Source organism: Flectobacillus sp. BAB-3569, from assembly GCF_002270355.1.
Lineage (GTDB): Bacteria > Bacteroidota > Bacteroidia > Cytophagales > Spirosomataceae > Flectobacillus > Flectobacillus roseus.
Genome location: NZ_NJFZ01000004.1, coordinates 167,634 through 193,557, shown reverse-complemented (window position 1 = coordinate 193,557; position 25,924 = coordinate 167,634). Strand labels below are relative to the sequence as shown.

Genomic DNA, 25,924 nt, shown 5'->3' with positions numbered 1-25,924 from the left:
ACACTGATTATCAAGTCTATTACATCGCCGAATACAGCATTAAGTTTAATTCTGAATTATTACAAAGCCTTTTGATAAAAATGTATTAATATTTAGTAGAAAGGTCAATTATAGTAAAGAATTGTTTGATAGTGAGGCGATTAACACATAAACAATTAACGCATTTTTATCATGGCGAAGGTTTGTCAATTAACAGGAAAGAAAACTCAAGTGGGTAACAACGTTTCTCACGCTAATAACAAAACTAAAAGAAAGTTTTATCCAAACTTGCACACTAAAAAATTCTTTTTAGAGTCTGAAGGTGTATGGGTAACTTTGAAAGTTTCAGCGAAAGCAATCCGTACAATCAACAAGAAAGGTTTGGAAGCTTCTTTGATTGACGCTGCTCGTAAAGGAACATTGAACGTTTAGTTATACTTGTCTCCGACAATTTTAAAGCCTCTTCGTAATTATATTGCGAAGAGGCTTTTATTTTGTATTGAGTTTTGACTTATCAAGCTATTATTCTAGACCAAAGCTACCTGATTAATGAGTAATAATGAATCATAAACCTATCGCGAAAAATGGATACATCTATCAAAGAACGGCAAATTGCAGAGTTCTGTCGTAAAGACTTATTGGAAGAGAATCAAAGTCAAGTGATTAAAGTCTATTGTTTAGCGGGGAGAGATATAAGAGTTGATAATGACTCATTAGGGGTTTATTTTTATGATGAGTCTCTGGCTAATATTTTATGTAAAAAAGGAGAATTTACTACAGAATATTTTGATGGAGTGAAAGAACTCCTAATTCATAAGGCTGATAATAGTGAAATCTATAGTGATTTGCTGATCACATTATATCCTGATGGAAATTATCAGTTTAAATATTGGTTTGATGAGAATCGAGTTTATAAAAATGAGTTTCACTCAGCATCGCTACGTTCTCAACGATTTCCTCATTCTATTGCAAATGACCTGATCTGTTACGATTTACCAGCCATCAACTTTAAGAAAAGATACTCTAAAATTGTAATAACACTTGAAATAAAAGCAGGACAAGCAGTTATTAATTTGCAATATATAGATGGTAGAAACCAAATAAAGCCTGTGTTTAACTTCACAGATAATACTAGCCAATCATATAAAGAAAGTGTGGACAAAATATTAAAGCTTATAGGGTATGGCTTATTAAATCAGGATAATATTACAAATGGGATATTAAAAGAGTTCTGGGAACCATGGAACAAAATCGTGATAGAAGTCCCACCAAGTGGTATTTTGAATGAGTTAGAGGATATACATTATTACTTAGATGATAAACCATTGGATAAAAAGTATTTTACACGTGGTTATTTTGACATGGAAAAATGGGAATATGTGAAATATAAGTAAATATGGTTGCTTTTATCTCCGATAGGCTACATGTTTTAAAAGTGAAATAGTTTTTCTTTCAAACTAGATACTCATGCTATTTAAGAGAAGAACCATAAACATATATTAGAGTTTTAATTATCGCGAAAAATGGATACATCTATCAAAGAACGGCAAATTGCAGAGTTCTGTCGTAAAGACTTATTAGAAGAGAATCAAAATCAAGTGATTAAAGTATCTTGTCAGACAGGAAGGGATGTAAAAAATATCCGTACCTCTATTGGTATATATTTTTATGATGAGTCGCTCTCTAATATTCTTGTTCGAAAAAAAGAATTTATTTCGGAATACTATGATGGATTAAAAGAGCTACTAATATACAAAGCTAATCATGGTGAAATATATAGTGATATACTAATCACATTATATCCTGATGGAAATTATCAGTTTAAATACTGGTTTGATGAAGAACGACTTTACAATGAGGAATTTAAAGAAGCTGCACTGCTTTCACAGAGATTTCCTCATATTGTTGCAGATGACTTATTAGATTATCAATTACCTGATATCAATTTTAAGAAAAAATATGCTAAGATTATAATGACTCTTGAAATTAGAGCAGGTGAGCCAGTTGTTGATTTACACTATAGGAATGGTAGAAACCAAATAAAGCCTGTGTTTGATTTTATGGATAATACTGGTCAATCTTATCAAGATAGCGTTGAAAATGTGTTGACAGTTCTTAAGGAGGGTATCTTAGATCAATACAATGTCACGCATGGGATCATGAAAGAGTTTTGGGAACCATGGAACAAAATTGTGATAGAAGTCCCACCGAGTGGTATTTTGAATGAGTTAGAGGATATACATTACTACTTAGATGATAAGCCATTAGATAAAAAATATTTTACACGTGGTTATTTTGACATGGAAAAATGGGAATATGTGAAATATAAGTGAAATCATGTTTTTTAAACACAGCACTCCAATATATCTACAACCAACGCGTCATTTTATTTTAAATTTATGAAACAAAATAGCGCTCGATAACCGTTTAGTTATTGCTTGTCGGTGATATGATTAACTCCTGACAACTTAATACCTCAATATACTATGCTGACATCTTCTGAAAAAACTCGTTATCAAAAACATTTATTACTTCCTCAAATAGGTATTGAAGGACAAGAAAAACTCAAATCTACCAAAGTGCTCGTGGTAGGAGCTGGTGGTTTGGGTTGTCCCGTACTTCTCTATTTGGCCGCAGCAGGTATCGGAAAAATTGGAATTATCGACAATGATGCCGTAGATTTGACCAATCTTCAACGTCAGGTTTTATACAAAGTCGAAGATATTGGTAATCCTAAAGCATTAGTGGCTACTAAGCGTCTTTTGGCTATGAATGACACTATCGAAGTGGAAGCCATTTTACATAGACTCAAAAAAGAAAATGCCCTTCAGTATATCCAACAATATGATATCGTAGTAGACTGTACCGATAACTTCACAACTCGTTATTTGATTAATGATATTTGTGTCAAGCTCAATAAGCCTTTTGTCTACGGAGCAATCCACCAGTTTGAAGGGCAAGTTTCGGTATTTAATTACACCGATGCCAGTGGTCAGCAAGGACCTACATATCGTTGCTTGTTTCCCGAACAACCCTCAGAACTAGAAATTCCTAACTGTGCTACTATTGGCGTATTGGGTATTTTGCCTGGCACACTCGGTATGTACCAAGCCAACGAAGTCGTAAAAATGGTAACAGGGATAGGCAAAGTATTGAGCGGTGAGTTTTTGATGATAGATTTATTAGAAAATACTTCTAGAAAAATAAAAGTAAAACGCCGTCCAGACGCCGAGCAACTTGCCCGCCAGTCTGAGACACAAGAACAAGAAGAAATTGCCTGTAAAACAAATATTATGAAAACACTTTCAGTGGAGGAATTACAAGAGAAGCTTGAGGCTCAAGAAGATTTATTTCTCCTAGATGTTCGTAATCCAAATGAATATGAAATTTGTCATCTCGACAATTCGGTATTGATTCCGATGAATCATGTCCCTAATAATATCAAACATATCCCACGTGACAAGCCTGTAGTGGTGTATTGTCATCATGGTATGCGTTCGGCTTCGGTTATTCAGTTTTTGGAGCAAAATCACCAATTCGATAATCTTTATAATCTCACAGGGGGTATCAATGCTTGGGCTTACGAAATAGACCCACAAATGGATACTTACTAAATTTTGACACTATCGATGCAACTTCTTCGTTAGTTTTTACATCTAGGATGTAATGTTTAACCTAAAGTTTGTGTAGAAATGAGAAAAATATTGATGGCGAGTATAGCAATACTCTTAGTAAGTATGACTGCTTGGGCTCAAAACTCTCAAGAAATGACTGTTCAGGCTTTTACTAAAGTAGACTTTCAGGGTATTATGAAAGTAGAAATCGTAAAAGGTAGTGCCAATAAAGTTACAGCTGAAGCCCATGGAAACCTCAGTTTAGATGATTTGACAATCTCCGTCTCAGGTGGTGAGCTGTCGGTAAAAACAAAAATTCTTAAACAACTTACCGAAAAAGACAAAAAGGCAAACGCAGGAAGCTATTATGAAGTCAAAGTGGTATATAGTGCCGATTTGAGCAGTATTAAGGGCGGTCGTGGTGCCGAGTTGCAGTTTGGCAATGTCTTAGCAGGAAACCATTTGATACTAGAAGGTAGCTCTGGAGCAATCATTAAAGCCGATTTAGACCTCAATACCCTCGAAGTAGCAAGTTTGCAAGGAGCTATTGTAAAGCTAGAAGGAAAAGCAAAATATCAGTCAGTAAGAGTAAATACAGGAGGACAATTGCACGCTTTTGATTTGAAAGCAGAGCAAACCGATGCCAAAGTAAATACAGGAGGAATGGCCGAAGTTGCCGCATCACAATCCTTGGATGCTTCGGCAGGTACAGGAGGTATGCTAACGTACAAAGGAAATCCTAGTCAAAAGAGTATCAAATCCAACTTGGGAGGCGAAGTGAAAAGCTTATAGTTGCCAAAAGGCTGACCACAATCATGAATGCTTTATGAATACCATCATAAAGCATTTTTGCTTTTAAGGGCAAATTTGTCATGTACAAAATCTATTCCCTTGTGTTATGAAGCCATCCCAAGATAAACTATCTCTATTCAATTGGTTAATACAAAAATATCAGCGTAAGATTTATTGGCATGTGCGTAAAATGGTCATTTCGCATGATGATGCAGATGATTTGACGCAAGAGGTATTTTTGAAGGTATGGCAAGGATTGGATAATTTTAGAGGCGATTCTCAATTATTTACTTGGATATACCGTATTGCAACCAACGAATGTCTCAATTTTTTGAGAAATAAACGCAAAATGCAGTTTTGCGAAATTGAAGACTTTTCAGAAGTATTTGCATCAGACCATAATCATGATGTGCTCATCTCAGGAGATGATATTCAGTTGGCACTTCAAAATGCCATTATGACTTTGCCCGATAAACAACGTTTGGTTTTTAATATGCGCTATTTTGATGAAATGCGCTATGAAGAAATTGCTAGAATAACAGGAACATCTGTAGGAGCACTAAAAGCAACCTATTCGATTGCTGTTCATAAAATCGAAAACTTATTACATGTTAATCAACATAAATTGCACTATGCTGCCTAATGAGATTTAGTGAATTGTGAATTAAGAATGAGTAATTCACAATTCATCATTCACCACTCGTCTATTCCTTACGTGCTTGGTACTCGTCAGAAATGAGTTTGAATACATAACCGCTAATCCATGCTACGTCACCACCTTTGATGAAATAGAAGCGTTTCTGAACGCCATCACGGTTCATTTCTTTAATCAAAGTTTCTAACAATGCCGCACCAGCAATAATATCTTGTTGGTTATAGATTTTCGTAGTGATATTCTTTACGTCTTCTTCAGCAATAGCACGAACGGCTGGATCTGTCACGCGAGAAAAATCTGGGTTGATCAACTCCTCGTAGCTACTAGCGCTCATTTGACGGAATTTACGAATATCTTCCAAACTTACTTCCACTGGACGACCGATAATCGCAGCACGCTCTGGGTGTAAGAATGAGTTCATTACAAAGACAATACCTCCCAATAAAAATACGTTTTTGCGATTTTTCAAACCTACTTTACGGTTAAGCTCAAGAGCTAATTCCTCGCCAACCACTTTTACTTCGTCGTTTACCCCTTTGGTATATTCTTCCAAATTAGCATCTGGCAATTTTTTCTTCACAATTTTCACAAAAGCCTTTGTACCATAAGGGAAGTTCACTGCTTCAAATTTGGTACGGCTCAACAAATAGCCACCTTTGATGTTTCCACCGCCAATATCCATTACTGATGATGACAAGTGTAACTCTGGTGCTACCATTGAAAGTGCTCCAAATTTAGCTTCATCTTCTGCCGAAATAATATCAATTTTTTGATTTGGATTTTTCAAGGCCTCACGAATGGCAGCAATTACTTCTGCTTCTTTGCCAGGCTGTTTGTCAGTAGCTTGTTTTAATCCACTACTCATCACAATAAACATACGGTCAGACAATACGTTGTTACGAACAGTAGCAGTATCGACCAAGTCTTTGATAGCAATGGCAGTTTCTTTGATAGCTTGAGGAGTCAAAGCACTAGGCTCAGTATTGATTGACATACTCTTTTTGAGGTTATAAGTAACACCTTTTTTAGGCGAAACGGTTACCCCAATGATACTTAACTTTACACCTTTCGAGCCGATGTCGATACCTGCATAAAGTTCTTCAGCTTCTTTTAAGCCATCGAGTAATTGCGAAATAGCTTTTTCGCTCATACCCATTTTTAATTTCTTATAGATATCAATCGCTTTGGAGAAGTTACGTGAAGCCTCAAGGATATTTTCTTGATCACGATACAAGAAGCCAAGGTTTTCATAAATAGCAGCTTCCCAGTATTCGTTTCGTCCACGAACCATTCCCAATGCTTTATTGAGATATTCTTCAGACTGGTCAAATTGTTTTACTTCGCGGAGGGTGTTAGCAATTTTAAGGTAACGTAATGCAGTATTTACATCTTGGGCTGTGGTTACAATAATACTACTAAGGAGCAAAAAAAGAGTAAAAATGAGTTTTTTCATGTTAAAAGAATTTTATTAAATCAGTCGTTGTGATTGAATACCTATTATCTAATCCAAGAAGTAAGGAGGAAATATCGGAGTTAGAACAAACCTTACCCTATTGAGTGTTAGAAATGACACTGAGCGACTTGTGGTTAGTAATGTACGATGGGCTTCAAACTATGGCTAATTTGGGATTCCTGATTTCGGAAATAAGGGCATACTACATAGCTTTTTTCTACAATAAGAGTCAAAAAAGCAGGTGGTACTTCCGCAATCCAAGATCTGATATCCGAAATAGATGATGCTTAAAATCCTTCGAACAGTTCCGACCTGTGGCTAGGGATTTTGGTATAAAGGAACTTTTACTTGAGTAGGATCAAGGTCTGTTGTATCTACTTTGGCAACTCGCTTACTCTTACTACCTTTTTTCTTTTTACTCTTAGTAGTGGATTTACTACTAGTGGTTGTTTTTGAACTGGTGCTTGGTTTAGCTTTAGCACTAGTCGAAGGTTTTTGTTGGAGTTTACTACTTACGGCAGAATGAACAGATGTACTACTCATGCTAAGAAAAAGTAAGCATAGCCAAATACCTGACCATGTTTTGAGTGGGGATAACACACGATTTAGCATAGGAAGTTGGATTTATGGGTTTGGATAATAAGGAATTATCCTTTTTTTGACTTTAGTAAAGTAATAGAAAAAAGCCTTTTTATCAATAAAATATTTGATAAATAAGTACTGTCACTTCACTCAATGATTTTAATTAATCCAACTGGTTCAAAAAACATACCATTACACTATAAAAAAACATGAAGCTCCTTGGTTTTTTCAAGGAGCTTCGTGATAAATAAGGGTTGTTGTAGACTTATTTGTTTGAAAATTAAATGATTATTTCTTTTCTAGGCCTGGCTGAAAAATTTCAAAATTTTCAGTCTTTTTCGCTTCAGCAACAATTTTGCGAACGTCAGATAAGAGTTTTTTCGCATCGTAGATTACGCCGTCTTTGATGGTGTATTTTACACCACCCACACGTTTTACTTCATTGCTTTCCGTCAAGTGAATGGCTCCAGTACCATACAAAACCTTGATATTTTTGAGAGGGTTTTCTTCTAAAATTACTAAATCTGCCAACTTACCAGTCTCTACACTACCAATTTTGTCTTGCATACCTAGTGCCTCAGCACCTTTGAGGGTTGCCGCACGGATGACCTCAAGCGGATGAAAACCAGCTTCTCGTAGCAACTCAAGCTCTCGGATATACGCAAAGCCATAAAGTTGGAATATAAAGCCAGAGTCAGACCCTGCGGTTACTCTTCCGCCACGGTTTTTGTACTCATTGACAAAGTTCATCCATAAACGATAATTTTCTTTCCAAGCTACTTCCTGCTCTGTACCCCAGTCTTGCCAATACGAGCCATGCGAAACACGTGAAGGCTGATAAAAACGCCATAACTGAGGCAATGTGTATTCTTCATGCCATTCGGCACGACGAGCCAACATTAACTCGCGATTGGCTTCATAGATATTGAAAGTGGGGTCAATCGTAAAATCAAGTTTCAACAATTCATCCATAACCTCATTCCAACGTTTTGAGCCTGGCTTGGCAGCTTGTTTCCAAAGTTTACCTGCTTCTTCAAAACGATTTTGTTCGTTGCCATAGTTATAATCCGCAGGATAGTCCTGAATCGTTTGGCTATCAAATAGCGCTTCTGGTAAGCCATACCAGTGTTCCATTGAGGTCAAGCCTGCTCTGGCAGAGTTGAGTACATTCCAACGAGCCACATCTACTTGCGCATGGTGACAAGCCGAGCGAAGTCCCAATTCTTTGTTGCGACGTAAAGCCGCATCCATAACTTCGGGTCTTGCGCCAAAAAACTTAATACCATCTGCGCCTTTTTTAGCATTTTCTTCTACCCAAGCACGAGCTTGATCTGCGGTAGTGATACTTTCTTTCGAACCCATACCAAAGGCTGTATAGGCCAAGATACGAGGAGCAGTGATTTCATTTTTTTCAGACTTTTGCTTTTGGTCTAGTACCCAATCCAAGCCATTTCCTGCCGAAGGGTCACGGATGGTGGTAATACCATGCGCTAACCATAGCTTGAAAACATACTCGGCTGGCGTACCTTGCGAACGCCCCCCAATATGCCCGTGCATATCTACAAAACCTGGGAGCACGTACATACCAGTACAATCTAATTCTTTGTCGCCTTTATCCGCTTTGGGTCTATCTTTTGGGTCAATAGGTACGCCTGGATAGCCCACTACCTTGATTTGGGTAATTTTGTTTTTCTCGATAACAATATCACAAGGTCCTTGCATAGGAGAGCCCGTTCCGTTGATGACGTTGACCCCTCGAATAATCATGCGATTAAATTGACCTTCGCCTTCCGTACGTGAGGGAGCTTTGGGAATTTGGGCAATGGCAGTGATGCCTGCGCATAGTGTCAGGAGTAAGAGTTTGATGCGTAAAATTGTATGCATGAGCTATATAAAGGTTGATTAGTAATGAAAGATGATGGGGCTTTTTGTCATAGGAAAAGGTAAGTGAGAAACAAATACGCCTAACCATCCTTACACAAGTTAGTGATTTTGACTAAAATGTGTAACTTGCTGTGAAACAATTCAACAAACTTCTTAGATATGAATCTACAAATACTCGACAAATGGATTCGGGGAAACTTCCTTTTTCTCTGTATTATCTTGGCTTGCTTATTTGCTGTTGTTAAAAAAGCAACTATTTTTCAAATAGAAAAACCTACTAATACTACCGCTCCATTAGAAGATAATCCTCTTGCCAAAGATCAAGCTTTTCAACAATATTGGAATACAGGATTGTCGGAGCTTAATACCTATGAATTAACACAAACTATGGATACAAGCCAGCAGAAAGGTCAAATACAACTGGTATTTACGATGGTAGATTTTGATACAAAAAAACGTATGCAGACTACTTCATCTGACAAATCTGCGTCTACAACTGTACTCAAACAAAATTTAATACAGAAAATAGCCTCAGGAGTATATGAATATTCTTTGACGAACTCTACTTTTACGCCCACAAATTATGTGGTATTTCCTCATGCATTAAAGGTAGATTATGCTAAACAAAATACACGAGGACAGGAATACAGCCAATTGAACTGGAAAGGTCAGACATTTTTGTATGAAGGTAAAAGCGATTTTCAAGCAAAAGCTCAACAAGATACGAGTGTAAAAACGGCATGGCTCGAAGACGAAATATGGAATCGTATACGCCTGAATCCACAGACTTTACCAGACGGAGAAGCCGAAATGATTCCTAGTCTTGAATACCTTCGTAGTACAAATCAAAAGGTAGAAGCTATTTCATGCAAAACTACGCTTGAAGAGAAAACAGACTCGTTGAGTAAGCAAGTTTTGAAGAATTATACGATAGAATATCCAGAAAAACATCGTAAAGTTAGTATTGTATTCGAAGCCCAATTTCCTTTTAAAATACTAAATTGGGAGTATACAACAACCGAAAATGGCAAGGTAACGACCACGGTAGCGCGATTAGTACAATCGAAGCAGGTGACGGTAGGAAGGTCACAGAAGTAAGAAATGAAGCATTTGTACTTTATGACCTATGGCTAACTTTACAATTCATAAGACAAAACGCCCGTTTATCTGTTTGCACAATAGATTGGTCAATTTGATGAACCTTCTTGGATTTTGAATTGTAATTTTATCATCCTCATATATAATGTTAAACAAGAAAAATGAAATTTCTCGGATTTAAACTTCCGAGCAAGTTGATAAGTTTTGGCCTTTCCATATTGGTGGGCCTTGTACTTTGGGCTTGTTCAGGACAAGACAAAAAACAAGAAAACACATTGCCCGAAACAAAGGTTTGTTCTATGATATTTATCGACAAATCAGTGAGCGTAAATGTGGATAAAGGTTTTGCGAATGAGAAATACACAAAAATTATCAATGACTTAGTAGAGAAGAATATCAGAGGAAAAGGCGATAAGTTAATTGTGTATTTTATCCATGAAAACACCGCAAAAGCTAAAGTGGCGGAAGTAATCAGTCGTACCGACATGGAGGAGACTGAAGGCTCAAATGCCAACGACTCAGAAGCTCTCAAAACAGAGTTTTTACTGGATTTGGGCAAAGAAAAAAGTATTTTCAAGCAGTTAGTCGTGAAACAACTAAGCGCTCGCAATACCTCGAGTAGCAATGAAAGTACCGATATTCTGGCTTCGCTCGAATTGATTGAAAAAGAAGCTGCCAGAGGATATGACGTCAAGGTCTATTATCTGTCAGACATGGTCGAAAGCATGAAAGGCGAGCATCGTCGCGATTTTCACAAAAATCCTCCCGTCGATGACGCCGCCGCAGTAGGTTGGGCCAGAGAAGATGCCAGTAATTTAAAAGCAAATCTCAATAACCTGACTTCAATACAGGTATTTGTTGCCAAACCTTTTGAACCAACGGCTTCAACTCGTGTCAACAACCCAGCCGTTTCGGCGTATTGGGAAAGACTATTTGCCGAATTGGGCGTAAGTACTGAAGTAGAAGAATTGTAAAAAAAGGCTGTGAGAAACGATAAAGGTTTCGCACAGCCTTTTTCTATAAATTATAACCTCGATGCTTGACCCAAGTTTACCAAAATCCTCATTTCTAAGTTTTTTGTTGTAACTTTGCAGACTTAATTAAAATGGAGAAATGTTGAAAACTGATAATTCTCGCAATTACAAATTTTATTAAGCTAGAAAACGACTTTCAAGCAACTAATTGAATGAAAACGAAAACGTTAAAGAAAAATAAAGTAAATATAGTTACATTAGGTTGTAGCAAAAACTTGGTAGACTCTGAAGTGATTTATACTCAGCTCAAAGGCAACGGTATGAATGTAAGCCACGAGTCTAAAAAGGACGATTCAAATATTGTTATTGTAAATACTTGTGGTTTTATTGATAATGCCAAACAAGAATCTATCGATACGATTTTACGATATGTAGATGCCAAAGAAGCTGGAGTTATTGATAAACTGTACGTAACAGGCTGTTTGTCGCACCGCTATAAGGATGATTTGGAAAAGGAAATCCCAACAGTGGATGCTTTTTTTGGTACAAACGAATTGCCTCGACTACTCAAAACCCTCAAGGCAGACTACAAGCATGAATTGATTGGCGAGCGTTTGTTGACAACTCCAGCACACTATGCCTATCTGAAAATTGCGGAAGGTTGTGATCGCCCATGTTCGTTTTGTGCAATTCCATTGATGCGTGGAGGTCATGTTTCTCGCCCAATCGACGAGCTCGTAACTGAAGCTAAATCTTTGGTAAAAAGAGGAACAAAAGAGCTTATCCTTATTGCACAAGATCTTACATATTACGGATTAGATATTTACAAAAAACGTAATCTTTCTGAATTACTCGACCGTCTATCAGACATTGAAGGTATGGATTGGATTCGTTTGCAATATGCATACCCAGCTGGCTTTCCAATGGACGTATTGGATGTAATGGCTGCCAAACCAAATATCTGTAACTATTTGGATATGCCTTTACAAAGTGGCTCAACAGAGGTATTGAAGAGAATGCGCCGTGGTATTACTCGTGAAAAAACAGAAGATTTAATCCACGCCATCCGTGACAAAGTACCTAATATTGCTTTGCGTACAACCTTGATTTCTGGTCACCCAGGTGAAACGGAAGAGGATTTTGAAGAAACTTATCAATTTGTTGAAAAAATGCGTTTTGACCGTCTTGGCGTATTTACCTACTCACACGAAGAAAATACGCACTCTCACACTTTCGAAGACGATATTCTAGAAGAAGTAAAACAAGAACGTGCCGACGAAATTATGGCATTACAGCAAGAAATCTCTCTGGAATTGAATCAAGCAAAAATTGGCAATACTTACAAAGTGCTTTTTGACCGTAAAGAAGGAGGATATTTTATTGGTAGAACAGAATTCGACTCACCAGAAGTAGATAACGAAGTCTTAATTCCAGCTAGTCAATATGTTCGTTTAGGCGATTTTGCAGATGTAAAAATCACCTCAGCCGAAGAATTTGATTTGTACGGCGAATTAGCTAAATAAATACAATGCCTGCAAGAACATCTCTTGCAGGCATTGTATTTTACTGAAGCAAACACGGTAATATTCAATCACTAAAGAGAATTTACGGCTTGAACTTCTCATATACATCTTTACCAGTTGTTGCGTCTTTACCCCAAAGCTCAATATAGTTGACAGAAGGCATCAAACCACTCTCATCTACACTCACAAATACTTTTTTCAGGATTTGCATTTTTCCGTTAATGGGAAACAAGGCAATAGCTTCGCCATGACTATCTAATTTTACAATAAATCTTCTTTTTCGATAAGCTAAAAAGTGACCTTCATAAGCATTAGCTTCACCTTCAAGAGCACTGGTATGCAAGCCATACGCTAAAGTTCTTTGAATGTTAGATAACTCCTGCTTTTTGCCACCTTCGGTATATCTAATCCAATAAGTGTGGACAGGGTTTTTGTGGTCTAATTTATTGTTAGGCAATACATTAGCGTCATAGAGGATAGTGTTGATATTGGAGCTACGCTGAATATAAAAAAGGCGATTTGGCCCATCGGCTGGAATAGGAAACTGTTCGACTGATGCGGGAGTATTATGCTTATTTTTTTGCGCAAAGCTTTCTGAGTGATTAACGAACAATGACAGAGATACTACAAAGGTGAATATGGCTGTCTGAGTGACTTTTGAGAGTTGCATTATTTTTGAAATAGTCCTGTTATAATTTTAAGTCTGCAAAGGTAATCAACGCAGATGAGTTAATCCGTAACAGAACGTTAGTATTTTGTAAAAAATGAAGACGAAACAAGAACGAAGAGAAAGTGTAAAGTGACATATTGGCTTCTGATTATCAGGTCGCAGTAGTTATTTTTTGTGAAAAATAATTACTTTAGAAAATCGGATTACTTATTTGCTCAATCTCTAATCATTCAATTCATGTTAATTCGTCAAGCGTCCACAAGCGATTTGCCATCAATTCTCCAATTATATGCAGAGGTGTTGGACAAAGGTCAAGTATTATCTCTGTCGGAAGCAGAAGTATTATTTCAAAAAATGTCTAGCTATCCCAATTACAAGGTATATGTAGCCGAGCAAGAACGCCAAGTGATAGGTACTTTTGCTTTGTTAATAATGGACAATTTGGCACATAGAGGCACGCCATCAGGAATTGTCGAAGATGTAGCAGTACAAGAAAATTTACAGGGAAAAGGAATAGGCAGACAAATGATGAAGTATGCTATGCAAGTTTGCAGCGAAGCAGGATGTTACAAACTAGTGCTTTCAAGCAATCAAAAGAGGGTCGAAGCACATGCTTTTTATGAATCCTTAGGCTTTGATAAACACGGCTTTAGTTTTCTTGTACCTACGCTTCTCTAAAAGAGGAAAAAATAACATCTTTTTGTTTTTTTATAAAAAAAGTACTAATTTTGTAACAGAAAAATTAGGAAGAGGGGTCGGAAATCCCTCTTTTTTATTTTGTATTACACGTTCAGACCAGAAAGTCATAGAGGAGGGTGAAGCGGTGGTTTTCTAGAGTTTTTCATCTTCATGCTTTCTTTTTTCTTTCCTGTAGGCTTCAAAAACAAGTATGTTAAAAGATAAAATTGCAGAAATGCTTGAGCCACTTCTCGAAAACGGATTGTTTTTCGTGGTGGATTTACAAGTCAATGTCCTAAAAACACGTATCAATATCACGATTTTAGTGGATTCAGATGAGGGCATCAAAATTGAGGAATGTGCCAAAATTAGCCGAAAATTAGCTAATGGTATCGAAGCACAAGAACTCATTCCAACAGCTTACAACCTTGAAGTGTCTTCTCCAGGTATTGACCAACCTCTAGTATTGACCCGTCAGTACATCAAGAATATTGATCGTACGCTCAAAGTTCAGTTCAAAGATGGTGCCGAGAAAGTAGGAGTACTACAAGAAGTAAAAGAGGATGGAATTATTCTGTTGGAAGAGCCTAAAAAGAAACTGAAAAAAGGTGAAGTAATCGAACCAGAATTTATTTCATTTTTGAATATAGAAAAAGCAAAGGTACAAATATCGTTTAAATAGTGGCTGCGTTGCTTGGCGTAGAACTTGTTGAGCGAATTAGTAATAATTCAACACTCCAGAGTCTTTTCTGTCAAGTTATTCAATCATTAAAAATTATGAACCAATGAATAGTGCAGAGTTAATAGCGTCGTTTGCGGATTTTGCCAAAGAGAAAAGCGTTGACCGCCCGACGATGATTAAGGTGTTGGAAGAGGTGTTTCGTACGATGATTCGTAAAAAATACGGAACAGATGCCAACTTCGATGTAATCATCAACCCGGAAAGCGGGGACTTAGAAATGTGGCGTACCCGCGAGATTGTCGATGACAACTCAGAAGATATTTGGGACTATGACAAAATTCCATTGGAAGAAGCTCGTAAAATCCAGCCTGACTTCGAAATTGGCGAAGAGGTGGCTGAATTGGTGAAGCTAGAAGACTTTGGTCGCCGTATAGTTCAAACGGCTCGTCAAACCCTAATCCAAAAGGTTAAAGACCTTGAAAAAGAAAGTCTTTACGACAAGTACAAAGACTTGGTAGGTGAGATGGTTTCTGGCGATGTTTACCAAATTGTTGGTAAAGAATTAATCATTTCTGATGCAGAAAAGAATGAATTGATTTTGCCTAAAGCAGAAATGATTTCTAAGGATCGCTACAAAAAAGGTGAGCCAGTACGTGCGGTTATCCACCGTGTAGAAATGAATAATGGTACGCCAAAAATCATTTTGTCTCGTACTTCTCCAGTATTTTTGGAAAGATTATTTGAGCAAGAAATCCCTGAAATCTATGATGGTCAAATCATGATTCGCAGAATTGTACGTGAGCCAGGCGAACGTGCTAAAGTAGCTGTTGAATCTTATGATGATCGCATCGATCCAGTAGGAGCTTGTGTAGGTATGAAAGGTTCGCGTATTCACGGAATTGTTCGTGAATTACAGAACGAAAATATCGATGTAATCAACTATACCGAAAACCTTGAGTTGTTGGTAGCGCGTGCGCTTAGCCCAGCTAAAGTAAGCTCGATGAACATCGATAAAGAGCGTAAACGTATTGCGGTGTATTTACAGCCAGATCAAGTGTCTTTGGCAATTGGTAAAGGTGGACAAAATATTAAGCTTGCGGGTAAGCTAGTAGGTTACGAGCTAGACGTGTACCGTGATATCAAACAAGAAGAAGTAGACGATGAGGATGTGGATTTGACAGAATTCTCAGACGAAATCGAAGACTGGATCTTGGAAGAACTTCACCGTATTGGTCTAGATACAGCCAAGCAAGTACTTAAATTGAGTAGCGAAGAACTTGTTCGTCGTACTGAATTGGAAGAAGAGACAGTGAACGAAGTACTGTCTATTTTACGTTCTGAGTTTGAATAAGATTGATTGAGTGAATGATAGAATGATAGAATAGTTGTTCGAAAACTTCAAGCTTCGGCTTGAGCATATCATTTACTCAATTCAAAACTATTCTATCATTCAATCCGGTCAACAGGTTTTCTCAAATAGGTTTCTATTTGATGAAAATGCAGACAAAACAGAAACATTCATAACATTAATCAATTAGTATTATAGAAAAGGAGATAAGCAAAAGTATGGCAGAAGATAAAATGATGCGTTTGAGCCTTGTGGCAAAGCAGATTAACGTGGGAATCTCAACCATTGTTCAATATCTCTCTGCCAAAGGTCACAAGGTTGATAACAACCCCAATACCAAGTTGAATTTCGAGCAGCTAAAATTATTGGCGAAAGAATATCGCAATGATAGCTTACTCGAAGGTATGCAACCAGCAGCACCAGTTGTACCAAAAGTAGTAGAGGAAGCACCAGCACCAAGTCCTAAAAAACAGGATGATGGTATGCCTTTATACTTCCGTGAAGGAGCAAGTGATGCAGGAAAAGCAGAAGATAAACCCAAAGAGGTAGTACCTTCTACAGAGCCAGAGAAAATCTCAGCTCGTGCAGAGGTAACTTTCAAAGTATTAGGAAAAATTGAGTTAGACGGAAAAGGAAATCCTGTGCCTCCAAAGCCAGTAACACCTCCTGTTGAACCAAAACCAGAACCTAAAGTTGAAAGTGTTATTGTTGAAACGCCTGTAGTTGAAACCAAAGCGCCTGAGGTACCACAACCAATAGCAGCTCCTACAGAAACGCCAGCTCCAGTAGCGCCAACCCCGACTACCACTGAACCAAAAGCTGAATTACCAGTAGTAGTAGCGCCGACACAGAATGAGAATACTCCTAAAGAGGAGGTAGTTGTTGAAAGTAAAAAAGTAATTGCTGAAGAAAACCCAATAGTTAAAGCTGAACCTGCTCCAGTGGTAGAAGAGAAAAAACAGCCAGAGCCACAGTCTCAACCTGTAGCTAAAACCGAAACGCCTACTGCTGCTGAAGTAAAGGCACAACCTCAAGCTCAAGTGCAACAAGGCAATCGCCCGCAACAGCACAACCAGCAAGCGAATCAACAACGCAACAACCAACAGAATCAACAAGGCCAAAAGCCTAACAATAATCAGTCAAATCAAAACAAACTGCAAAATCCTGTGCAACAGCCACAACAGCCTAAGCCACAGCCAAAGCGTTATGATGAGGTTCCTACAGATAGAAATATCGAGCTAATTGAAGCTAAAGGAGAAACCCTAAAAGGCTTAACTGTATTAGGTAAAATTGAATTACCAGTAGAACAGCCTCGTTCTTCTAATAACAAAAATAAGAAGAAACGTAAACGTATTAAGCCTGCTGAAAAGGTTACTGAAGCAGAAATCCGTAACGAAAAGGGTGCTCCGCGTCCTAAGAAAGACGAACCAAGTAAGCCTGGGGATGGTAATAAAAAACCTCAAGGACCAAATTCTGGAGGTGGTAACAACAACCATAACCACAATAACAATAATAATAACAACAACAGTAACAATAATAACAACAAGAAGAAGCCTAAGAAGGACGAAAAAGAGGAAGTTTCTGACAAACAAATTCAGGAACAAATCAAAGCGACTATGGCTCGTCTTCAAGGACAAACCTCAAAAGCAAACTTTGGTGCAAAAGAACGTCGCGAAAAACGTAAAGTTCGTGCCGAGCGTGAAGAAAAACGCCAAATGCGTGAAGAGGAAGAAGCAAAAATTCTTAAAGTTACTGAATTTATTTCTGCTAGCGAGTTAGCATCTTTGATGGATGTTTCTGTAAACGAAGTTATCTCTACTTGTATGAGTTTGGGAATGTTCGTTTCAATCAACCAGCGTCTCGAAGCAGATATTATTGCCATTATTGCTGAGGAGTTTGACTTTGAAGTACAATTTGTATCAGCTGAGGAAGAAGTTGAAGCGGCCCTTCAAGAAGAAGCAGATGCTCCTGAAACTTTAGAAATGCGTGCACCAATCGTAACGATTATGGGTCACGTTGACCACGGTAAAACTTCCTTGCTCGACTACATCCGTCGTGCTAAAGTTGCCGCTGGTGAAGCAGGTGGTATTACTCAGCACATTGGTGCTTACTCTGTAAAACAAGAAGATGGTCGTCGTATTACTTTCTTAGATACTCCTGGTCACGAAGCCTTTACAGCGATGCGTGCTCGTGGTGCTAAAGTTACTGACGTTGCCATTATTGTGATTGCTGCCGATGATGCTGTAATGCCTCAAACGGAAGAAGCTATCAACCACGCAATGGTAGCAGGTGTGCCAATTGTATTTGCATTCTCTAAAGTAGATAAGCCTGGTGCTAATACTGATAGAGTACGTGAGCAATTAGCGGCTCGTAACATCTTGGTAGAAGAATGGGGTGGTAAATACCAATCTCAAGAAATCTCTTCTAAATCAGGTATGGGTGTCAACGAATTACTTGAAAAAGTATTACTAGAAGCTGAATTACTAGAATTAAAAGCGAATCCAAACAAACGTGCCGTTGGTACTGTTGTCGAAGCTTCTTTGGACAAAGGTCGTGGTTATGTAGCCAATATCTTGGTTCAAGCAGGTACGCTTCGTGTTGGTGATATGATGTTGGCTGGTGCACACTACGGTCGTGTAAAAGCAATGTTTGATTATCGCGGAAAGAAATTGAAAGAAGCTGGCCCAGCTATTCCTGTACAGGTATTGGGCTTGAGTGGTGCTCCAGCAGCAGGTGATAAATTGAATGTAATGGAAAATGAGCGCGATGCTCGTGAAATTGCGAACAAACGTGAGCAAATTATTCGCGAACAATCGTTGCGTACTCGTAAGCACATTACACTCGAAGAAATCGGTCGTCGTAAAGCAATCGGTACATTTAAAGAACTTAACGTTATTGTTAAAGGTGACGTGGACGGTTCAGTAGAAGCGTTATCAGATTCATTATTGAAGCTTTCGACAGAAGAAGTACAAGTACGTATTATCCACAAAGGTGTTGGTCAAGTATCCGAGTCAGACGTATTGTTGGCTTCTGCTGCCGATGCCGTTATCGTGGCATTCCAAGTACGTCCAAGTACAAACGCTCGTCGCTTAGCTGAAACTGAACAAATCGAAATCCGTACTTACTCAGTAATCTACCAAGCAATCGACGAAATTCGTGATGCTATGGAAGGTTTATTGGCTCCTACATTCGAAGAATCAGTTACGGCTAATATCGAAGTTCGTGATGTATTCAAAATCTCGAAAGTGGGTACTGTTGCAGGATGTTACGTATTGGAAGGTAACGTTAAACGTAATAACAAAATCCGCGTAGTACGTGACTTCGTAGTAGTTCACGAAGGCGAAATCTCTGCTTTGAAACGTTACAAAGATGATGTAGCTGAAGTGAAATTTGGATACGAATGTGGTCTTTCTATCAAAAACTTCAACGATATTCAAGAAGGTGATATCATCGAATGTTACGAAATGAAAGAAGTTAAGCGTACGCTTTAATATTGAAGAGTTGAAAGTGTTAAGCATTAAATATGCTTAGGCACAACTCGTTTTATATAGTAAAAGCACCGTAGGTGTGACAACCATCCCACAATGTTGGACAATGTCGCACTTACGGTGCTTTCTTTTTGAAATGCCTCAACATCTTCTGTAATCCTGAGCCTGTAGAGTCTTCCTACTTTATATCAATTGGAACACCATTAACGGCATATCCTGTAATTTTTATCTCTGTACGACGGTTTGCTGCGTGTTCTACTTCACTGCAATTTACCCCATCAGCACATTTGTTGATTAATTGGCTTTCACCATATCCTTTTGCCGAAATACGAGTCCTCGCTATTTTTCCATGATTTACAATATATTCCACAGCAGCTTCGGCTCTTTTTTGTGAAAGGCTTATGTTGTAGTCAGCACCAGCTCGACTATCGGTATGCGAGCCGAGCTCAACACTAATGCCAGCATTATCGGTTAATAATTGAATTAACTTATCTAATTCTTTGGCAGCATCAGGTCGGATATTTGCCTTGTTAAAGTCATAATGAATATTTTCAACTTTGAAAACGTCGTTCAATTTGATACGCTTCATTCCGATGGCTCCTTCTATGAGGTCTGTTCCACCGCCCATTCTCGACATATTTTCAATTTCAATACCTGCAATACAAAATACTTTTTGAGGGTCTTGTAAATAACAAGCTGCGTTGAAATTGGCTCTTTTGGTTAAATATCTCGTGCGTTGCCCAACAATATCATAATCAAAACCTCTTTCAAGCGTAAAGGTGGCATATCCATCGAGCACGACGGTTGAATCTGCTAATTTGTTTTTGGTTAAATTGATCAATTTAAGATAAGCACCTGTGAGTTCCTCTTGGGTTTCTTTGTCATAAACTCTTATTTTAACTTGGTATTTCTTGGCAGGTTCTTTCATTCCTTGCGAAAAAATGAACGTTGAAATAAGACAGAACAAACCCATAAGTGAGGTTTTGAGGAGTGTGTTTTTCATGATTTAAAATAATGTTTAATAGAAGTTGAGCAATTTTAATGAAAAATATATTTCAAAATGCTTATTTTACGTTTTCTCTTTGCAAACTAATTTAACTATTTCAATCTTTTGAGAGAACATAGGATGAAAAAGCTATATTTATCACTATCATTATTCTTCGGAATGCTATCGGCGCAAAGTTGCGACGAAGCAATCAGTCCCAATGCCGAAACAATCGCTTCGCTTCAGTTAATAAACGCAAGAAAGAAGCTATTAGTAGATAAAACTTGGAAGTTTTATTTATATGTGACCAAAAATCCCGATGGCTCTACTTTCACAAATTATTCTGTGAAAGATGGGATAGGTCTTTCTTCTGACTATGCTAAGTTTACTTATACCTTCAAGTCTGATGGTACTTTTGTACTGGCATCGGCTAATACCTCTCTTCAGGGAGAATGGGTGCTTAGTTCAGATGGAAATGCTATTAGTACTCAAATAGGCGTTGGATCGCCTATTACGTATGCTATAGAGACCCTTACTAGCGATGAGCTAGAAATTGAATCGAGTTCGAGTAAATTGAAATTGAAAATTTAAGATATATCGCTCGAATGCACATGATATAAGCCCGTAAGAATAAAAACCTTACGGGTCTTTTTGTATCTTTGTGGTCTGTTAAAAAAAATCATAAGATATTGACAATGCAACAAGATATTATAGTAATTGGTGGCGGAATCGTTGGTTTGGCAACGGCACTCAAAATAAAAGAACAACGACCTGATTTGAAGGTTTTGGTATTAGAAAAAGAGACAGAGGTAGCCAAACATCAAACAGGTAACAACTCGGGTGTAATTCACTCAGGTTTGTATTATAAACCAGGGTCACTAAAAGCTACTAATTGTATTCGTGGCTATAATATGCTGATTGATTTTTGTGAAAAGGAGGAAATACCTTTCGAAATTACAGGAAAGGTTGTGGTGGCAACTAACGAAGAACAACGTCCATTATTGAATAACCTTTATGTGCGTGGTCAGCAAAACGGCTTGGAAGGATTACGTAAAATTTCAGCACAAGAGGTAAAAGAATACGAACCTTATGTTACGAGTGTAGAAGGTATGTGGGTACCTCAGACAGGTATTGTTGACTACAAGGTGGTAAGCGAAAAATACGCAGAAAAACTTCGTAGCTATGGTGCAGAATTAAATTTTGGAGAGAAGGTAACAGGAATAACAAAAGGACATTCTTTGTCTATCGTTAAAACCGAACGAAATACTTACGAGACCAAATTAGTGATAAATTGTGGTGGTTTGTATTCTGACAAAGTAGCCCAGATGTCACAAGAAAATCCTATCAACGTTCGAATTATTCCATTCCGTGGTGAGTATTACAAAATCCGCCCAGAAAAACACTATTTGGTAAAAAACCTCATTTATCCAGTACCAGATCCTAATTTTCCTTTCTTGGGCGTTCACTTTACTCGTATGATGCGTGGTGGTATCGAGGCTGGTCCAAATGCCGTATTAGCATTCCGTCGTGAAGGATATAAAAAGATGGATATCAATGCGAAAGAACTTTATGAAACGCTCACTTGGCCAGGCTTCCAGAAGGTAGCAATGAAATATTGGGAAACAGGTTTAGGTGAAATGTACCGTAGTTTCTCAAAGGCAGCCTTTACCAAAGCACTCCAAGAGCTTATTCCAGATATTCAAGAAAGTGATTTGATTGAAGGTGGGGCAGGAGTGAGAGCCCAAGCTTGTGACAGAGAAGGAGGTCTACTCGACGATTTCTCGATTATCGAAGATACAAAAGTGATCAATATCCTAAATGCACCATCGCCAGCTGCAACCTCGTCGTTATCGATTGGACAAACGGTATCTGAAATGGCATTGAAACGTTTTTAAGAATAAGTCTATCAATTTGGAATAGTAATACCTGAAAAATTACTTAAATCCAATAATCCAGTATAGTTACCATTCTTAATACCTTTAATATTTTTATTTGATAATATAACTTATATTTGTTTTACTAATCCACCAAGTACAGAGGGAGTTACCGCCGAATTAGATATTTCTCTAAATTAATGTAATTTTTTCTGGCTATAATAATAAAAATATTACAAAACGTTTAAAGTTTCATTACATTCTTTTAATTTGCAATGTTTTAGCAAATACATTTACGCTAAAATAACCACTTAAAAAATTGCGTTTGTAGTTCTGCCCAACCACACACGCTAACCATGAGATCAAAACGTTAAACTTTATTTTGTACAATTTTAGAAATGGTAAAGTTTGAGAATAAAACCTTCACCCTCGGTGAGAAGTTAACCGATGAACAAAAGGAATATTTCCGCAAATATGGAATTATTCAGTTCAAAAACTTCATAAATCAAGATACAGTAAAACTTTTCATCAGCGAGTTGCAAAAAATCGAAAAGCAATGGCTTGACGAAGGTGTTGAAAAAATCAATGGTATTCCGCTGAAGTTCGGGAAGAACGAAAATGGGGACAAGATGATTCAGCGTATGTGCTTTACTAACAAGTATAGTAAAGTATTGGGCGAATTAGTGAAAGACCCTCGTTTGCAGTTGTTGATTGAATTATTAGCACCTTACGATGGACGTATCAGCGAGAACGAAAAAGATGGTCTTGTATTTAACCATTATATCAACGCTCAAAACTCGAAGTTCTCTCAGATGGGATGGCATACAGACAGCCCTCGCGATTTGTTCTTGGGACAAAAAATCCTTCCTATGCTCAACGTGGGTATTCACTTGGATGATTGCCCTATGTCAAACGGTGGCTTGAGAGTATTGCCTGGTACTCAAAACCAAAGTGTGTTGAAGTTGTTGTTCGGTAAAAAACAGTTTATCGACCACACACCAGATGCTCGTGAAGTTGGGTTTGATATCAATGCTGGTGACTTGACTGTACACGATGGTCGTTTGTGGCATCGCGTGGAAGTATCTCCAAACTTTGGTGAAGCTTCTCGTCGTCGTGTAATGTATGTGCCAATTATTACTGGTAAATACATGCCTAAAGATTCTAATAGTAAAACTCCTTTCTACCACAGATTTGCAAAAGTGGTTCAGAAATAAGTAAACAGGAGGCGTTCCTAAGGTTCAAATTAGGACTATTCTCCAAGCATAAAAAAGCGCTCGAAAAACAATTTTCGAGCGCTTTTTTTGATAAATGATACATTTTCAGACGCAATACTTTGCTTCTCTACTGGTGAAATGTATGGTGCATCACCCATTCACTCAACCTTAATTCCCTAAATTTTATAGCCCACCAAACGACATCTTCTCCATAAAAGATTGTAAAATAATAGTGGCAGATACCTTATCAATGTTACCTTTCTGACTTCTATCTTTCTTAGAAGCACCTCCAATAATCATTGACTGTAAAGCCATGCGCGACGTAAAACGCTCATCATGTAAATGAATGGGGGTTTCTGGAAAAGCTTTTTGTAAATGTTTCACAAAAGTCTTTACATGTACAGTATTATTGGTGTCTGAGCCGTCCAAATGTACTGGCATTCCTACCACAAAACATTCTACTTCCTCTTTCTTTGAATAATCTATCAAATATTGTATAACATCTTTTGAATGTACTGTATCCAAAGCCGATGCAATAATTTTGAGCGGGTCAGTCACAGCTAGCCCGACACGCTTGGTTCCATAATCTACTGCAAGTACACGTCCCATTGATTTTAAGTTAGTTTCAACAAAGTTACGTCAAAATGATTGGTCAGGTAGTAGTTTTTTGTAACTTTATATAGATTTGAAAGTATGAAGATTAATTAAATTAGCATGATGAAGGATAAGCAGCCAGTTAATAGTTCACTTGTCGTTAAACTTCCCATTATTGTGGCTATTTCGGTCGTAGGAGGAATGCTTATTGGAGCTAACTTTTTTGGAGGACAATCCAAAATGAGTAATATTTCTCGTGGAGTTAACAAATTCAGAGAAATCCTTTCACTTGTCGAAACGAGCTATGTCGACTCAGTTAATACCGACACATTAGTAGATTTTTCTATCAAAAAAATGCTAGAAAAATTAGACCCACATACCGCCTATTTCGGAACGGAAGAAGCAGCCATGGCTCGCACTCAGTTGGAGTCAGGGTTTGATGGCATCGGTATCGAATACAATCTTTTCAACGATACAGTTTATGTAATGAGCGCTATGCCTGGAGGTCCTGCCGACTTGGTGGGTATTCGTAGCGGCGATATGCTAGTGGCTGCCGATGGAGCATCTTTGGTAGGCTCCAAAGTCAACTCAAATGTTATTTTCAATAAACTTCGAGGAAAGAGAGGTACAGAAGTAAAAGTAGAAATTTTGCGTCATGGAGAGTCTGCTCCGCATACTTTCACGGTTACACGTGACCGCATTCCTACGTTTTCGGTAAGTGCTGGATACATGGTCGATAGTCAAACGGCATATATTAAGATAGATAGATTCATGGAATCTACTTACCAAGAGTTTCGCAATATTCTGACCACACTAAAGAACCAAGGCGCCAAACGTCTTATGCTAGACTTGCGTGGAAACCCTGGTGGATACAAAGACAGAGCTGAAAAAGTAGTCGATGAATTATTGGGTGGTGACAAAATGATTGTGTATACCGATGGTAAAGGAACTCAATATGATTCAAAAACCATGACGAAATTTGATGGTATTTTTGAAAAAGGGGCAGTCATGGTACTTATTGATGAAAATAGTGCTTCGGCATCGGAAATCGTGGCTGGGGCTTTACAAGATAACGATCGTGCCTTGATTGTTGGACGTCGTTCATTTGGTAAAGGATTAGTCCAAATGCCGGTAAGCTTATCAGATGGCTCGGAACTACGATTAACGATTTCTCGATATTATACACCAAGCGGACGTAGTATTCAAAAACCGTATTTGTTGGGGCATGAAGAGGAATATGATAAAGACTATGACGACCGTATTAAACGTGGAGAGTTATTCAATTCGGATAGTATCAAATTTAACGAGAAACTGAAATATCGTACGACAGGAGGAAGGGTTGTGTATGGTGGTGGCGGTATTACGCCAGATGTATTTGTAGGTCGTGATACAACTTATTATACAAAATATATTTCAGAGCTTTGGGGTAAAAATATCATTCGTGAAATAGCCCTTGACTATGCCAATAGCCATCAGAATGAACTGAGCAAACAGTCATTTAAAGATTTTAACAAGCAATTTGTAGTTTCGGATGAAATGTTAACTACTCTTAAAGCTTTGGCAAAGCAAACAAAGGTACAACATAATGAAAAGGAATATCAACGTTCACTGCCTTACATAAAAGCTCAAGTGAAAGCCTACATCGCTAGAAATGTTTGGTCAAAGAAAACGATTAATAGTGGCTTAAACAATGAATATTATCAAGTGATGAGCACTACTGACGAAACTTTTCAAAAAGCATTAAGAAGCTTCGAAAAAGCAGAAAAGTTGGCAAGAGGTGAGTTGGTCGAAACGCTTTCTCATTCATTGAAAAGATAAAGAAAAAGCTCGGTTATAA

23 protein-coding genes are annotated in these 25,924 nt (G+C 37.9%); 17 read left to right on the top strand and 6 right to left on the bottom strand.

Annotated features, from left to right (window positions below; genetic code table 11):
- Nucleotides 1-171: 171 nt before the first annotated feature.
- From rpmB to BWI92_RS03685, 6 genes are all read left to right on the top strand, one after another.
- A complete protein-coding gene (gene rpmB, locus BWI92_RS03710) occupies nucleotides 172-411 on the top strand; it encodes a 50S ribosomal protein L28 (RefSeq protein WP_095160780.1) in 240 nt (79 codons plus the stop codon).
- Nucleotides 412-563: 152 nt separating this feature from the next.
- Nucleotides 564-1,373: a hypothetical protein gene (locus BWI92_RS03705; RefSeq protein ID WP_095160779.1), complete on the top strand. Its 810-nt coding sequence runs from the start codon at nucleotides 564-566 to the stop codon at nucleotides 1,371-1,373.
- Nucleotides 1,374-1,502: 129 nt separating this feature from the next.
- Nucleotides 1,503-2,312: a hypothetical protein gene (locus BWI92_RS03700; RefSeq protein ID WP_095160778.1), complete on the top strand. Its 810-nt coding sequence runs from the start codon at nucleotides 1,503-1,505 to the stop codon at nucleotides 2,310-2,312.
- Nucleotides 2,313-2,465: 153 nt separating this feature from the next.
- The gene (gene moeB, locus BWI92_RS03695) at nucleotides 2,466-3,593 is read left to right on the top strand and encodes a molybdopterin-synthase adenylyltransferase MoeB (RefSeq protein ID WP_095160777.1); all 1,128 of its coding nucleotides are present in this window, start codon (nucleotides 2,466-2,468) and stop codon (nucleotides 3,591-3,593) included.
- 78 nt (nucleotides 3,594-3,671) lie between these two features.
- Entirely contained in the window at nucleotides 3,672-4,385 is a 714-nt protein-coding gene (locus BWI92_RS03690; RefSeq protein WP_095160776.1) for a head GIN domain-containing protein, read from the top strand.
- Between the two features lie 106 nt (nucleotides 4,386-4,491).
- On the top strand, nucleotides 4,492-5,028 hold the full coding sequence (locus BWI92_RS03685) for an RNA polymerase sigma factor (RefSeq protein WP_095160775.1): 537 nt from the start codon (nucleotides 4,492-4,494) through the stop codon (nucleotides 5,026-5,028).
- 61 nt (nucleotides 5,029-5,089) lie between these two features.
- Here the strand turns inward: BWI92_RS03685 and BWI92_RS03680 are convergent, their stop codons facing one another.
- From BWI92_RS03680 to BWI92_RS03670, 3 genes are all read right to left on the bottom strand, one after another.
- Nucleotides 5,090-6,493 (bottom strand): tetratricopeptide repeat protein, encoded by a 1,404-nt coding sequence (locus tag BWI92_RS03680; protein ID WP_095160774.1) that lies wholly within the window; start codon nucleotides 6,491-6,493, stop codon nucleotides 5,090-5,092.
- A gap of 318 nt (nucleotides 6,494-6,811) precedes the next feature.
- Nucleotides 6,812-7,105: a hypothetical protein gene (locus BWI92_RS03675; protein WP_095160773.1), complete on the bottom strand. Its 294-nt coding sequence runs from the start codon at nucleotides 7,103-7,105 to the stop codon at nucleotides 6,812-6,814.
- Between the two features lie 258 nt (nucleotides 7,106-7,363).
- Entirely contained in the window at nucleotides 7,364-8,959 is a 1,596-nt protein-coding gene (locus BWI92_RS03670; protein WP_095160772.1) for an amidohydrolase family protein, read from the bottom strand.
- Between the two features lie 159 nt (nucleotides 8,960-9,118).
- On the opposite strand from BWI92_RS03670, the gene BWI92_RS03665 reads away from it, so the two are divergent.
- The 3 genes from BWI92_RS03665 (at nucleotide 9,119) to rimO (ending at nucleotide 12,554) form a co-directional block, all read left to right on the top strand.
- On the top strand, nucleotides 9,119-10,057 hold the full coding sequence (locus BWI92_RS03665; protein WP_095160771.1) for a hypothetical protein: 939 nt from the start codon (nucleotides 9,119-9,121) through the stop codon (nucleotides 10,055-10,057).
- Between the two features lie 161 nt (nucleotides 10,058-10,218).
- Nucleotides 10,219-11,031 carry a hypothetical protein gene (locus tag BWI92_RS03660; protein ID WP_095160770.1) on the top strand — a complete coding sequence of 271 codons (813 nt, stop codon included), beginning with the start codon at nucleotides 10,219-10,221 and terminating at the stop codon, nucleotides 11,029-11,031.
- Nucleotides 11,032-11,243: 212 nt separating this feature from the next.
- Entirely contained in the window at nucleotides 11,244-12,554 is a 1,311-nt protein-coding gene (gene rimO / locus BWI92_RS03655; RefSeq protein ID WP_095160769.1) for a 30S ribosomal protein S12 methylthiotransferase RimO, read from the top strand.
- Nucleotides 12,555-12,636: 82 nt separating this feature from the next.
- Here rimO and BWI92_RS03650 read toward each other — a convergent pair whose 3' ends face one another.
- A complete protein-coding gene (locus tag BWI92_RS03650) occupies nucleotides 12,637-13,224 on the bottom strand; it encodes a DUF4833 domain-containing protein (protein ID WP_095160768.1) in 588 nt (195 codons plus the stop codon).
- A 237-nt stretch (nucleotides 13,225-13,461) separates the two neighbouring features.
- Between BWI92_RS03650 and BWI92_RS03645 the strand changes: the two genes are divergently transcribed.
- From BWI92_RS03645 to infB, 4 genes are all read left to right on the top strand, one after another.
- Nucleotides 13,462-13,902 (top strand): GNAT family N-acetyltransferase, encoded by a 441-nt coding sequence (locus tag BWI92_RS03645; protein WP_095160767.1) that lies wholly within the window; start codon nucleotides 13,462-13,464, stop codon nucleotides 13,900-13,902.
- 211 nt (nucleotides 13,903-14,113) lie between these two features.
- Nucleotides 14,114-14,584 carry a ribosome maturation factor RimP gene (gene rimP, locus BWI92_RS03640; RefSeq protein ID WP_095160766.1) on the top strand — a complete coding sequence of 157 codons (471 nt, stop codon included), beginning with the start codon at nucleotides 14,114-14,116 and terminating at the stop codon, nucleotides 14,582-14,584.
- A 103-nt stretch (nucleotides 14,585-14,687) separates the two neighbouring features.
- Nucleotides 14,688-15,935, top strand: coding sequence for a transcription termination factor NusA (gene nusA / locus BWI92_RS03635; protein WP_095160765.1), 1,248 nt, complete (start codon nucleotides 14,688-14,690; stop codon nucleotides 15,933-15,935).
- 215 nt (nucleotides 15,936-16,150) lie between these two features.
- Nucleotides 16,151-19,423, top strand: coding sequence for a translation initiation factor IF-2 (infB, locus tag BWI92_RS03630; protein ID WP_095160764.1), 3,273 nt, complete (start codon nucleotides 16,151-16,153; stop codon nucleotides 19,421-19,423).
- Between the two features lie 175 nt (nucleotides 19,424-19,598).
- Here the strand turns inward: infB and BWI92_RS03625 are convergent, their stop codons facing one another.
- Complete coding sequence (locus BWI92_RS03625; RefSeq protein ID WP_095160763.1) at nucleotides 19,599-20,423, bottom strand: OmpA family protein; 825 nt, start codon at nucleotides 20,421-20,423, stop codon at nucleotides 19,599-19,601.
- 123 nt (nucleotides 20,424-20,546) lie between these two features.
- Between BWI92_RS03625 and BWI92_RS03620 the strand changes: the two genes are divergently transcribed.
- From BWI92_RS03620 to BWI92_RS03610, 3 genes are all read left to right on the top strand, one after another.
- Complete coding sequence (locus tag BWI92_RS03620) at nucleotides 20,547-20,996, top strand: hypothetical protein (RefSeq protein WP_141234685.1); 450 nt, start codon at nucleotides 20,547-20,549, stop codon at nucleotides 20,994-20,996.
- A gap of 104 nt (nucleotides 20,997-21,100) precedes the next feature.
- Nucleotides 21,101-22,300, top strand: coding sequence for an L-2-hydroxyglutarate oxidase (lhgO, locus tag BWI92_RS03615; RefSeq protein WP_095160761.1), 1,200 nt, complete (start codon nucleotides 21,101-21,103; stop codon nucleotides 22,298-22,300).
- Nucleotides 22,301-22,677: 377 nt separating this feature from the next.
- Nucleotides 22,678-23,493, top strand: a complete 816-nt coding sequence (locus tag BWI92_RS03610) for a phytanoyl-CoA dioxygenase family protein (RefSeq protein WP_095160760.1) — start codon at nucleotides 22,678-22,680, stop codon at nucleotides 23,491-23,493.
- Nucleotides 23,494-23,676: 183 nt separating this feature from the next.
- Here the strand turns inward: BWI92_RS03610 and ruvX are convergent, their stop codons facing one another.
- Nucleotides 23,677-24,102, bottom strand: coding sequence for a Holliday junction resolvase RuvX (gene ruvX / locus BWI92_RS03605; RefSeq protein ID WP_095160759.1), 426 nt, complete (start codon nucleotides 24,100-24,102; stop codon nucleotides 23,677-23,679).
- Between the two features lie 105 nt (nucleotides 24,103-24,207).
- On the opposite strand from ruvX, the gene BWI92_RS03600 reads away from it, so the two are divergent.
- Complete coding sequence (locus tag BWI92_RS03600; RefSeq protein ID WP_310588852.1) at nucleotides 24,208-25,905, top strand: S41 family peptidase; 1,698 nt, start codon at nucleotides 24,208-24,210, stop codon at nucleotides 25,903-25,905.
- Nucleotides 25,906-25,924: the final 19 nt, after the last annotated feature.